The following is a 12,212-nucleotide window of genomic DNA, read 5'->3' as shown; positions in this document are numbered from 1 at the left end:
GGAACCGCGCTCACGCGTCGATTGGCTGGGGGATGTCGCGACGGGCCGGGTCCGGGCCGTCGTAAGTCCGGATCACGCGGTAACGGGTGTCGCGCTCGACGGGCTGGAAGCCGGCGTCACGGATCACCTCGAGCAGGTCCTCGCGGGTCATCGTGTTCGGCGTGCCAAACCGGTCCGCGTCGTGAGTGATCTTGTATTCGACCACGGAGCCGTCCAGGTCGTCCGCGCCGAAGTTCAGCGCGAGCTGAGCGGTGGTGAGGCCGTGCATCACCCAGAAGCACTTGATGTGGTCGACGTTGTCGAACAGCAGCCGGGAGACCGCGAACGTCTTGAGTGCCTCGGCGCCCGTCGCCATCGGCTGGTTCATCAGGCGGTTGCGCGGATCGCCGGCCGCGTCGTGCTGGAACCGCAGCGGGATGAAGACGGCGAAGCCACCCGTCTCGTCCTGCAGTTCCCGCAGCCGCAGCACGTGGTCGACGCGGTGCCGGGGCTCCTCGACGTGGCCGTAGAGCATCGTGCACGGCGTGCGCAGGCCCTTGGAATGCGCCAGCCGGTGGATGCGCGACCAGTCCTCCCAGTGGGTCTCATGGCCGACGATCTGCTGGCGGACCTCCCAGTCGAAGATCTCCGCGCCGCCGCCGGTCAGCGACTCCAGGCCCGCGTCGATCAGCTCGTCGAGGATCTCGTCAGCGGTCAGGCCGCTGATCTTCTCGAACCAGTGGATCTCGGTGGCGGTGAACGCCTTCAGCGCCACCCCGGGCAGCGCGGCGCGCAGCTCGCGCAGCGAGCGCGGGTAGTACCGCCAGGGCAGCGTCGGGTGCAGGCCGTTGACGATGTGCAGCTCGGTGATGCCGGCCGGCTCCATGTCCTTCGCCAGCCGGACGGCCTCCTCGATGCGCATCGTGTAGGCGTCGGCCTCGCCGGGCTTGCGCTGGAACGAGCAGTAGGCGCAGGACGCCGAGCAGACGTTCGTCAGGTTGAGGTGCCGGTTGACGTTGAAGAACGTCTGGTTCCCGTTCTTGCGGGTCCGCACCTCGTGCGCGAGGCTGCCCAGCCAGGCCAGGTCGTCGCTGGCGTAGAGCGCCTCGCCGTCGGCCCGGTCCAGCCGCTCCCCGGCGTGGACCTTCTCCTCGATCTCCCGCTTTCGACCGGCATCCATAGACCAGAAGCGTAGTCCCACCGACCCGGTGATCATCAACAACGGGATCGGCGCCACAGGGCCGCGAGCGGCCCACGGGAGCGCTCGCCACGCGGCGAGCGCGCCACCTACCCGTTACTTGCCTGGCTTGGCGGGCTTCGCGGGCTTGGCGGCCTTGTCTGGCTTGGCGGCGGCTGGCGTGTCGCCCTGACGGCGGGAGACGCGCTTCTGGATGCGGGCGATCGGGTAGGTCACCACCGCCGCCGCGGCCATCCCGAACAGCAGCGACCAGATGACGTTCACGCCGACGGCGATCAACACCATGGTGAGCACGACGAAGACCGCGATCCGGACGAGGAAGTACGGCAGCGCGGCTTTCAGGTCGGGCGGCTCTATTTCCGGCTTGCGCGCCTTCGCGGCGCTCTTCGCCGGGGTGGCGGCGACCTTCGGCTTGGCCGGCTGACCCTTCGGCTGGGCCGGCGTCTTCGGCTTGGCCACCCCGTTTCCACGCCCGCGTGCCATCGTCGCGTTCTCCCCGTTTCTTGGTCCGCAGTTCGTTGGTTCACAGATCTTTGGTTCACGGTTCGGTGGTCGGCCGCCGCCGTGATCCAGGAGGCCTCCGCTCCAGACAGGCCTCTGATCCGGCTAGGCCGGCCACGTCCGCGCCGTTCGCGCGCCACGCGCCGTTCTCGTCTACTGTGCCAGGCCCGGTCGATCCGCACGAGCCGCGCCCAGTTCGCCCGTCCAGCGCCGGAACAGGGTGTTCGCCACACCGGCCGCGTCGAGCACCCGCCCGGCGACGAAGTCGACGAGCGCCTGGGCGTCCACGGCGCCGGCGTAGAAGCCGGGGCTCGCCGCCGCCACCACGGCGCCCGCCGCGTGCAGGTCGACCAGGTGGCGCAGGGTGGCGCCGGTGAACGGCATCTCCCGCGGCACGACGACCAGCCGGCGGCCCTCCTTGAGCGTGACGTCCGCGGCACGCTGCAGCAGGTCCTTCGACAGGCCGAGCGCGATCCCGGCGATCGACGCGGTGCTGGCCGGGACGACGATCATTCCCCGGGTGGGGTAGGAGCCGCTGCTCGGTCCGGCGGCCAGGTTGTCGGCGCCGTGGACCCGCGCGAGCTCGGCGATCCGGGCCGTGATCTGGTCCCGGTCGGGCCGCCGGTCGCCGGCGAGCGTCGCGCCCAGCCAGTCGGCGAGCGCGCCCGGCCAGGCGCCGGCGCCGTCCCGCCAGGCGATCCCGGTCTCGTCGAGCAGGGTAAGCCGGGCGGCGCGGGAGACCACCAGGTCCACCGGCAGGCCGGCGGCGAGCAGCCCGCGCAGCACCGAGGCCGCGTACGGCGTTCCGCTCGCGCCGCTCACCCCCACCACCCAGGGCAGCCGGCGCGCCCCCTCGCCGTCCCGGCCGACGTCGGCATCGGCGTCCCAGCCGGCATCGCCGCCCCAGCTGGCACCGCTGTCCGAGCCAGGATCGCCGTCCCGGCCGGCGTCGGCGGCGCCGGGAGGGGTCACCAGGTCAGGCCGCGGGCGATCAGGTCGACGAGCGCGAAGCCGAACAGCGCGATGCCGACGAACCCGTTCGCGGTGAAGAACGCCCGGTTGACCCGGGACAGGTCGCTCGGAGTGACGATCGCGTGCTCGTAGCCGAACGCGACGGCCGTGAGCCCGAGCCCCACCCACCAGTAGGCGCCGAAGCCCTCGGCCAGCCCGAACAGCACGAACAGCACGAAGGTGACGACGTGGGTGACCCCGGAGGCGACGAGCGCGGCACGTACCCCGAACCGGGCCGGCACCGAGCGCACGCCGATCCGACGGTCGACCTCGGCGTCCTGGCAGGCGTAGATCAGGTCGAAGCCACCGATCCAGGTACCGACCGCCAGACCGAGCAGGACCGCCGACCAGGACCAGTGCCCGGTGATCGCGATCCAGGCGCCGATCGGCGCGACCGTCTGCGCGATCCCGAGGATGACCTGCGGGAAGTCGGTGAACCGCTTGGCGTAGGGGTAGACGACCAGCGGAGCCACCGCCGCCGGCGCGAGCGCCAGACACAGCCAGCCCAGCGCCGCCGCCGCGCCGAGGAACACGGCCAGCGCCACCGCCGCGCCGACGACCGCGGTACGCACCCCGACGGCGCCGGTGACCAGCTCGCGCCGCGCCGTGCGCGGGTTCCGGGCGTCGATCTCCCGGTCGATGATCCGGTTCGCCGCCATCGCGAACGTGCGGGCGGCGACCATGGCGACCGTGACCAGGGCCAGGTCGGCCCAGTGCACCGACTTCGACACCTCGAACCCGGCCGCGAGCGCCGCGACGTAGGCGAACGGCAGCGCGAACACCGAGTGCTCGATCATCACCAGCCGCAGGAACGCCCGCGGCCGCGCCATCGGCCTGGGCAACGCCGCCTCGGTCACAGCTTCATCCTCCGCTCCTAGTCATCCACTCCCCATCACCCGCTCCGCTCCCCGTCACCCGCTCCGCGCCACCCGCCCGCCCCTCAACGGGACGCAACCCGCCAACCCAACCCCCGCCTGCCCCTCAACAGGACGCAACCCGCCAGACCAACCCCCGCCCGCCCTCAACGGGACGCAACCCGCCAGACCAACCCGACCCCGACCGTTCTGAACCCGGCCCCGAGACCAACCCTGGGAGGGCGCTCAGCGCCCGACGGCAGGGCGGTGGGGAGGCGCCTCTAAGGCGCCGATTCCACCGCAATGCCGTATTCCTTCCACCGGGCCGTCACCAGGTCACGGGTCGCGGCGTCCATCACGCATTCCGCCGGCCAGCCGCCGTCCCGGCGGTAACCCTCGGTGGGCAGCTTGCGAGTGGCGTCGACGCCGGCCTTGCCACCCCAGAACTGCTCATAGGACGAGTGGTCCAGATGGTCGACGGGGCCGGTCGTGGTGACCAGGTCGTGGGCGTAGTCGACGTTGCCGAACGCCCGCCAGGCGACCTCGGCGTAGTCGTGCACGTCACAGTCGGCGTCGACGACGATCACGAGTTTGGACAGTGACAGCAGCCCGGCGCCCCAGACCGCGTGCATCACCTTCTGCGCCTGCTTCGGGTAGCGCTTCTCGATCGACACGATCGCGCAGTTGTGGAAGACGCCGGCCTCTGGCAGGTCGTAGTCGACGATCTCCGGGATCAGCATCTTGATGAGCGGCAGGAAGATGCGTTCCGTCGCCTTGCCCATCGGCCCGTCCTCCTGCGGCGGGCGGCCGACGACGATCGTCTGGTAGATCGGGTCCCGGCGCATCGTCATCACGTCGATGTGCAGCGCCGGGAACGGCTCAACGGGGGTGTAGAAGCCGGTGTGGTCGCCGAATGGCCCCTCCGGCAGGCGCTCCCCGGGCTCCAGCCAGCCTTCCAGCACGATCTGCGCGTTCGCCGGGACCTGCAGCGGCACGCTCAGGCAGTCGACCAGCTCGACTCGCTCGCTCCGTAGGAAGCCGGCGAACAGGTACTCGTCGATGTCGGCCGGCAGCGGCGCGGAGGCCGCGTAGGTGACCGCCGGGTCGCAGCCGAAGGCGATCGCGACCGGCAGCCGCTCGCCGCGCCGCTCGGCGACCGCGTGGTGCGCGTTGGAGTCCTTGTGGATCTGCCAGTGCATCCCGACGGTCCGGGAGTCATGCCGCTGCAACCGGTACATGCCGAGATTGCGGGCGCCGGTCTCCGGGTGACGCGTGTGGGTGAGCCCCAGGTTGAGGAACGCCCCGCCGTCTCCAGGCCAGGAGGTGACGGCCGGCAGCCGGAACAGGTCGACCTCGTCGCCCTTGTAGACGACCTCCTGGCAAGGGGCCGTCCTGACCTTCTTCGGCGGCATGTTCGTCAGCCGGGCGGCCTTGCCGAGCGCCTCCCGCATCCCGGAGAAGCCGTGCGGCAGCTCCGGTCGCAGCATGTCGGCGATCCGGTCGCCGAGCTCGTCGAGCCGTTCCACGCCGAGCGCCCTGGCCATGCGCTTCTCGGTGCCGAAGACGTTGATGGCCAGGGGCATGTCCGAGCCGGCCGGGTTCTCGAACAGCAGCGCCGGGCCACCGGCGCGCACGACCCGCTGGACGATCTCGGTCATCTCGAGCCGAGGGTCCACCGTCGCCTTGACTCGCCGCAGCTCACCGCGCTTCTCGAGATCGCTCAGAAACGCCCGCAGATCCGCCCATGCCATGGCGCCATCCTCGCAGTGCCTCCGCCTGGGCGTCGCCGTCTCCCCCGCCGTCCGCCTCCCCCGCCGTCCGCCTCCCCCGCCGTCCGCCTCCCCCGCCGTCCGCGCCGCGCGCTTCGAGCGCCGTCAACGGATCGTCGGCGTCGCCGGGTTGACATGTGTGGGTCTTGCCACCTTCAGGACGGCGCGGGTAACCAAGGAGCACACTGGCTGCTAGTGGGCGCTCCGGTCGGGGTGCTTGACGAACTGCCAGGTCATGGTCGCGGGGCGCGGCCGGGGGCGGTTTCGTCGGGACGTAGGGTGAATGTCAACGGTCCGGACCGCGACGGCGCGGTGACCGGCCAGCGTGACCGGGACCAGCCGCGACGGCGACCGGCCAGGGCGCGACGGCGGGCCGCGGGCACGATAGGAGGCGGCGAACCAGTGGGGCTCCTGCTCTTCCTCGTGATCATCGCGATGACGGTCTGGGGAGTCCTGGACGTCGCGCGTACTCCCCCGGAAGACGTGCGGCTGCTGCCGAAGTTCTTCTGGATCCCGCTCATCGTGGTCTTCACCACAGTCGGCTGCCTGCTCTGGCTCCTGTTCGGCCGGCCGAGGTCACCGATCGGCCTCGACCGCGGCCAGTCGGCGCGCCGCCAGCACCCGGCCTACGGCGGCCGTGGCGAATGGGGCGCGCCGTCCTTCGCCCGCGGCCCCGGTTCGACGCTCGGCCGGTTCCGCCGCTGGGACCAGCCGGAGGGCCCGAAGGGCCCCGACGACGACCCGGAGTTCCTGCGCGAGCTCTCCGAGCGCCTGCGCCGCCAGGACCCGGACGGCCCCGCGTCCCACGCCTGACGACGTCCGGCCTCGTTCTGGCGTCGTTCATTTCTTCCGCGAGTCTTCCGCGAGGCGCGAGCGCCGGCGAGCGCACGATCGCCGAACAGCGCACACAACCGAGGATCTCCGGTCCGTCCCGGCACTGACCGCCGTACAGATCGCCAGATCCGTACGGAATTCAGGGACGAAACGGACGGAAATCGCCGAACAGCGCACAGGTCTGGCGATCAGCACGTCCTTCCCACCTATCGGCCGCCCCTGATCACCAGATGCGTACGCACACCGGCGGTCGGGTCGGGCCGGAGCACGGATCCTGGCGCGGAAAACCGATCAACTCCCACGGCAGCCAGGTCCGTACCGGGACCGAACCAGAAATCAGCCCCAGAACATGGAACTGCACATCTAAAAAAACGACCGGCGCCGGGCATGGCTCGAAATCCGATCAGATGCTGTCCCGACGCGAATCCGGGCTCAGGGTCCGCAATCGCCATCAGGATGGCGATCAGACGCCGGCGTAGGAGTGCAGGCCGGAGACGACCAGGTTGACCAGGTAGTAGTCGACGAACAGGGCGCTGAAGGCCACCAGCGAGACGACCGCGGCCTTACGGCCGCGCCAGCCGGCTGTTGCCCGGGCATGCAGGTAGGCGGCGTAGCCGACCCAGGTGATGAACGACCAGGTCTCCTTGGGGTCCCAGCCCCAGTAACGGCCCCAGGCGGCCTCGGCCCAGATCGCGCCGGCGATGACGGCGAACGTCCAGATCGGGAACCCGAACGCGATCAGCCGGTAGGTGAGCGTGTCCAGCGCGCCCGACGACGGCAGCTTGGTGACAATGCCGCCCCGGTTGCGCATCGCGCCCGACACCTCGGCCCGGCCGGCGGCGACCTCCGCGAGCCGCTGCTCCCACCGGTCCCGGACCAGGTACAGCACGGTCGTCACCGCGGACACCAGGAAGATGCCGCTGGACAGGATCGCGGCGGCCACGTGGATCTTCAGCCAGTACGAGTTCAGCGCCGGCACCAGTGGCCCGGCGGGGGTGTACAGCACCGTGCCGGCGAACCCGAGGGACAGCAGCACCGGCAGGGTGACGAACACCCCGAGCCAGCGGACCGGGTAGCGGGTCAGCAACACCAAGAACGCCGTGATCGCGATGAGGCAGATCATCGACGAGAACTCGTACATGTTGCCCCACGGCACCCGGTCGGCGGCCAGGCCACGGGTCACCACGGAGCCGACGTGCAACGCCCAGGCGACGACCGTGAACCCGACCGCCGCCCGGCCGATCAGCCGCGCCCGGCCGGGGGGCGCCTCCCCGGCCTCCCCGGCCAGCCCGCCGTGGGCCGGCCTCACCGAGGCCACGCCGGTCGAGGCCACGCCCGGGGCGGCCGTGCCCGGGGCCGCCGCGGACCCGGATCCGGTACCCGTGGACACGTCCGCCGTGCCGGCGCCAGGGGCGGCCTCCGTGGCGAGGCCGGAGGCCCCGACGCCGGCGAGCGCCGGCTGGCGGGCCTTCTCGACGGTCGTCGCCTGGGTGGCCTTCTCCCGTTCCGCCGCGTCGACGGTGGCCGTGCGACCGAAGCGGTTGAACGCGAACTCGGCGGCGAAGGCGAGCATCGCGGCCGAGTACACCGCCAACCCGCCGTTGAACAGGTTGTCGGATAGTTGGGCGAGGCCCTCGTCGACGGCCATCAGGGCTCCCGTCTCGCACTGGAGGGGTTCGGGTCTTCGGGCTCGTCGGCCGTCGCCGGACCGCCGCTGTCGGCGGCGGGCGGCGTGACGGTGTCGGGCGGCGTGACGGTGTCGGCGGGGGCGGCGGCCGGACTGGCAACGGCCGGCTCCGGCCCGGAAGCCGCACCGGTGGCGGGGCCGGCGGGGCCAGAGCCGGCGGCGGACTCCGCGGAGCCGGACGGCGGTTCGGCGGGCCCGGCCGCGCCCTCGCCGGGCGTCGCCCGCTGGGACGGCGTGGACTTCTCCGGGCCGGGCTTCTCAATCTTGGACTTCTCGACCGCGGCCTGCTCGACCGCGGCCTGCTCGGTCGCGGCGCGGACCCGGCCGGTGAGGGCGGCGAGCTCGGCGGCGAAGCCCTCCGCGTCCGAGCGGGACAGGCCGCCGATCTCGACGGTGCTGCCGGCGGCGGCCGGGCGGGCGCGAACCCAGACCCGGCGGCGGCGGACCCTCAGGCTCGTCACCAGACCAATGATGAGTGCGACCGCCGCCCAGAGCACCAGCCCCTTGTACGGGTCGGACTTCGTCTGGAAGACGGCGTACTCGCGCACCTCGTCGACCTCCAGGCTCAGGCCGCCGGGCAGGCCGGTCATCGTGCGGTTCTTCGGGTCGGCCACGTCGAGCTTCTGGCGGATCATCCCGTCGCCGCTCGGACCGTTGGTGGTGACCTGCTTGAGGTCCTTCATGTCGAGCTTGAAGACGTTCTGTGGCTTGCCCTCGTCAAGGTGCAGGTTGCCGACGAAGCTGGTGATGAACACGCCGGGCGCGATCGCCTTCGGGAAGATCGATATGGGGCCGCCCGTGGGATCGACGACGGCGGTCGGAGCGAAGATCGCTATGAAGCCCAGCTGCTGCGGCGTCCGGAGCGGGCCCGTCGCCGGAAGACCGGTGTCGGGGATCTTGACCACGCAGTCCGAAGTCAGGTTGTTGTCCCGCCGCTCGCACTGGGAGTATGCCTCCCAGATGACCTTGCCGTCCTTGTCACGCAGGACGAAATGCGGCGCGTAGCCGTAGCTGAGCAGGTAGACCTTGTCGCCGCCGATCTCCAGTGGGTGGTTGACCCGGATCTCGGCCTGCTTCGTCGGACCGTCCAGGTCCTCCTCGTAGGACACGTGGGCGGCGAACTCCCTGGCCTGGCCGTTTTCCAGGTAGCTGGCCTCGAAGTCGTCGAGCTTGATCGAATAGGGCCGCAGCTCGGAGGTGTCGACCAGCTGGCCGGGACTGAACTGGTCATAGGAGATCAGCGTGTTCGTGTAGCCGTCCCCCTCGGTCACCATGACCTTGCCCTCGTAGCCGTTCCAGGCGCCGAGGCCGACCCCGAGCAGCACCGCGACCAGCGCGAGGTGGAAGACCAGGTTGCCGGTCTCCCGCAGGTAGCCCTTCTCCGCGGCGGCCGAGTGGTCGGGGGCGCCGTCCGGCCGGGTCGCGCCGGGCCTCGCCGCCGCGACCCGGAACCGCCGGCCGCGCAGCACCCTGGCCGCCGCCGCGACGGCCTCGTCCGGCGGCAGCGTGCTCGCCCACGACGAGCCGCCGGCCAGCCGCCCGGGCCGGGCCGGCGCCGACGGCGGGCGCCCCACCAGCGCCTTGGCGTGCCAGAGCACCCGCGACCACAGGCAGCCGATGAGCGAGATGAACAGCAGCAGGTAGACCGCCGCGAACCACGGCGCGGCGAAGACATCGAAACCCGACAGCTTGTTGAGGATCGGCGCCCACGTCGGGTGCTCGAGGTAGTAGTTCTGGACCTTGATCGGGTCGATGTCGCGCTGCGGGAAGTACGAACCAGGGATCGCGGCCAGCGCGAGCAGGAAGAGCAGGATCAGCGCGGTCCGCATGCTGGTGAGCACGCGCCACGCCCGCCGGACCGGGTCGAACGCGCGGGCCAGTTCGCTACGCCCGCCCACGCGCCGGGGCCCGTCGCCGCCGGTCGCGACCGACCGCGCACCGCTGGCCGCCGCGTCCTTCAGGGCTGGCTCGGGGGCGGCGAACTCGTCGGGCTGGGCGATGACCTCGCCGGGGGACGCCTCCGGAATGGTCGCGGCCGGCGCCGCCGGCACGGAGGTCGTCGAGGGTGGTGTCACAGCGGCGTCTCCACGAATCCGGGGGCGTAGGGGCGCAGCGTCGTGACCAGGTCCGCCCACTGGCCGGTCACCTGCAGGACCCCGACGGCGACGAGCAGCGCGCCACCCGCCATGGTCAGCAGCCGGGCGTGGGCGCGGACCGCCCGCAGCGCGCCGGCGGCCCGGCGGAAGGCGACGCCGACGACGATGAACGGCACTCCGAGGCCAAGGCAGTACACAGCCGACAGGAACGCGCCGCGGCCGGCGGTCGCGCTCTGCAGCGAGAGCCCGAGCACAGCCGCCAGGGTGGGGCCGAGGCAGGGCGTCCAGCCCAGGCCGAACATCGCGCCGAGCACCGGCGCGCCGAGCAGCCCGGGCGCGGGCAGCCGATGGAACCGGAACTCCCGGTTGGCCCAGGAGAACCGGGAGAACACCCCGGCGAACAGCAGGCCCATGACGATCGTGAGGGCACCCATCACCTGGGCGACCCCGGCACTGTGGATCTTGAGCCAGGTCCCCAGCCCGCCGACCGCGACGCCGTACAACACGAACACGGCCGTGAACCCGAGCACGAACAACCCGGTCCCGACGGTCACCCGTCCCACCCGGCGCAGCCTGCCCAACCCGCGCCAGGCCGACCCCGCGGCCCTGCCCGCCGGGAGCGCGCCCGGCTGGGCGCCGCCCCGCTGGGCACCGCCCGTCGGCGGGCGATCCCCGTGGCCGGCCGCGGCCAGCTCCCCGGAACCGGCCGAGCCGGCGCCCACCGCGACCAGAACCGTACCCGCGGGCATCGCCGCCGCGCCCCCGGCGGGCTCGGCGGGCGCCAGCTCGGCGGCCGCGGCCTTGGCCGGCCCCGCCGAGGCTCGCCGGGGCCGGGACTCCCCCTCCAGCTCGGCGCCGGACAGGCCGGTGACGTACGAGAGATAACCCGGAACCAGCGGCAGCACGCAGGGAGAGAAGAACGACAGCAGCCCGGCCGCGGCCGCGACCGGCGCCGCCAGCAGCAGCGGCCCGTCGGTGACCAGCTCGGTGACGCTCACGGCGCCACTGCCACGCCCGCGACCGCCGCGACCGCGCGGGTCGGCCAGACCGTCGAGATCGGCCAGACCGTCGAGGCCGGCCGGATCAGGTCAGACAGCCCGCGCCGCGCCACGCGCCGTGGCATCGTCGACGACCCGGAGCGCACCGGCGCGCCAGGCTCGGCGCCGCGCGCGCAGGGCACGCCCGCGCTGGTCGGGAGCGTCACGTCTCGGCCGTCACGCGGTCGAGCACGGGGGCGAGTTCCGCCTCGGTGACCCCGCCGGTGAACCGGGCCGCGATCCGGCCCTCCGGGTCGAGCACGACCGTCGACGGCAGGCCGACCGAGATCGGCCAGTGCGCGGTCAGCTTGCCGACCTCGTCGAAGAGGCTGGGAAAGGTGACCCCGAAGGTGCGGACGAATGCCCGGGCTGGGGAGACATCGTCCCTGGAGTTGACGCCGACGAACGCGATCTCCGGTCGCTCACCGGCCAGCTTGACCAGGGCGGGGGTCTCCGCGCGGCAGGGGGCGCACCAGGATGCCCAGAAGTTGATGACGACGACCTTGCCGCGCAGCGAGGCGACGTCGAGGTCCTCGTCGGTGAGGGTCTTGCCGGACAGGGCCGGCGCGGCCTTGCGGTCGCCAGGCGCCGCGTAGTCCTGGCCCGGGGCCTGCTGCACGAACCCGAAGTTGCCGCCACCGGTCGCGTCCACCGCGTCGGAGCCCCCGGAGCACCCGGTGAGCGCCAGCCCGACCGCCAGCGCCAGCGCCGGCAGCGCGAACCGCCGGCCGGGCCCGGCCACACCACGCGCCGCGCCGGCCGAACCCCGCCGCCGCCGCGTCCACCGCATGGCACCCAGTATGTGCGTCACTCTCGGCACCCCGACACCCCATCTACGACTGGTCGTAGAACTTCCCCTCCACAGTAAGCCGACCCGGCCGGCACGCGTCGCCCAGGGCCCCGGTAGCACTCTGCGGCCCACCCCATCCACAAACACGCACGGTATGGCCGACGCCGCCACGCCCAGTCCCGGCCTCCACATCTACCCGCCGAACACGCCCCGAGCGGGTCCGCCGACGTCGTGGTTCCCGTCACGATGCCCACCGACGGCGGGCCGGGACGCCGAGTACAGCCACACCGCCGGACAGCCATCGCGAATCCCGCCGGACGCGGCGGGCGCGCCGCCGGCGGAGCCGAGCCCGCGCGGGCGACGACAGCGCGCCGCCCGGCCGCGCGGGCACCGGCCCGCGCGATCAGGGAATCGACGATGGGTGGACCCGGCCTGGGTCCACCGATCGGTGGACCA

11 protein-coding genes are annotated in these 12,212 nt (G+C 72.4%); 1 reads left to right on the top strand and 10 read right to left on the bottom strand.

The features are described 5' to 3' along the window. Positions 1–10: 10 nt before the first annotated feature. The 5 genes from mqnE to I6A81_RS07130 form a co-directional block, all read right to left on the bottom strand. Positions 11–1,159: an aminofutalosine synthase MqnE gene (gene mqnE / locus I6A81_RS07150; protein WP_203003473.1), complete on the bottom strand. Its 1,149-nt coding sequence runs from the start codon at positions 1,157–1,159 to the stop codon at positions 11–13. Positions 1,160–1,273: 114 nt separating this feature from the next. Further along, entirely contained in the window at positions 1,274–1,636 is a 363-nt protein-coding gene (locus I6A81_RS07145; protein ID WP_203029735.1) for a hypothetical protein, read from the bottom strand. Between the two features lie 195 nt (positions 1,637–1,831). Then, positions 1,832–2,518: a UbiX family flavin prenyltransferase gene (locus I6A81_RS07140; protein WP_238429246.1), complete on the bottom strand. Its 687-nt coding sequence runs from the start codon at positions 2,516–2,518 to the stop codon at positions 1,832–1,834. 128 nt (positions 2,519–2,646) lie between these two features. Beyond that, positions 2,647–3,546: a menaquinone biosynthesis prenyltransferase MqnP gene (gene mqnP / locus I6A81_RS07135; RefSeq protein ID WP_203003475.1), complete on the bottom strand. Its 900-nt coding sequence runs from the start codon at positions 3,544–3,546 to the stop codon at positions 2,647–2,649. Positions 3,547–3,824: 278 nt separating this feature from the next. Further along, on the bottom strand, positions 3,825–5,294 hold the full coding sequence (locus I6A81_RS07130) for a menaquinone biosynthesis decarboxylase (protein ID WP_203003476.1): 1,470 nt from the start codon (positions 5,292–5,294) through the stop codon (positions 3,825–3,827). 420 nt (positions 5,295–5,714) lie between these two features. On the opposite strand from I6A81_RS07130, the gene I6A81_RS07125 reads away from it, so the two are divergent. Then, the gene (locus I6A81_RS07125; RefSeq protein ID WP_203003477.1) at positions 5,715–6,125 is read left to right on the top strand and encodes a PLD nuclease N-terminal domain-containing protein; all 411 of its coding nucleotides are present in this window, start codon (positions 5,715–5,717) and stop codon (positions 6,123–6,125) included. Positions 6,126–6,609: 484 nt separating this feature from the next. On the opposite strand, the gene ccsB is transcribed toward I6A81_RS07125, so the two are convergent. From ccsB to I6A81_RS07100, 5 genes are read right to left on the bottom strand one after another with little or no spacing between them, the layout of a single operon-like run. Continuing rightward, positions 6,610–7,794 carry a c-type cytochrome biogenesis protein CcsB gene (gene ccsB / locus I6A81_RS07120; protein ID WP_203003478.1) on the bottom strand — a complete coding sequence of 395 codons (1,185 nt, stop codon included), beginning with the start codon at positions 7,792–7,794 and terminating at the stop codon, positions 6,610–6,612. Continuing rightward, positions 7,794–9,908, bottom strand: coding sequence for a cytochrome c biogenesis protein ResB (locus tag I6A81_RS07115; protein WP_307874516.1), 2,115 nt, complete (start codon positions 9,906–9,908; stop codon positions 7,794–7,796). Before I6A81_RS07115 ends, ccsB begins: the two co-directional genes overlap by 1 nt. Further along, on the bottom strand, positions 9,905–10,927 hold the full coding sequence (locus tag I6A81_RS07110; RefSeq protein ID WP_203003479.1) for a cytochrome c biogenesis CcdA family protein: 1,023 nt from the start codon (positions 10,925–10,927) through the stop codon (positions 9,905–9,907). The genes I6A81_RS07115 and I6A81_RS07110 overlap by 4 nt, the downstream gene beginning before the upstream one ends. Then, a complete protein-coding gene (locus I6A81_RS07105; protein ID WP_203003480.1) occupies positions 10,924–11,133 on the bottom strand; it encodes a hypothetical protein in 210 nt (69 codons plus the stop codon). The genes I6A81_RS07110 and I6A81_RS07105 overlap by 4 nt, the downstream gene beginning before the upstream one ends. After that, entirely contained in the window at positions 11,130–11,756 is a 627-nt protein-coding gene (locus I6A81_RS07100; RefSeq protein WP_203003481.1) for a TlpA family protein disulfide reductase, read from the bottom strand. The genes I6A81_RS07105 and I6A81_RS07100 overlap by 4 nt, the downstream gene beginning before the upstream one ends. Positions 11,757–12,212: the final 456 nt, after the last annotated feature.

Source organism: Frankia nepalensis, from assembly GCF_016786325.1.
In the GTDB taxonomy this organism is placed as follows: Bacteria; Actinomycetota; Actinomycetes; order Frankiales; family Frankiaceae; genus Pseudofrankia; species Pseudofrankia nepalensis.
Note: the sequence above shows the minus strand (reverse complement) of the source record. Positions and strands in the feature narration are given on the sequence as shown.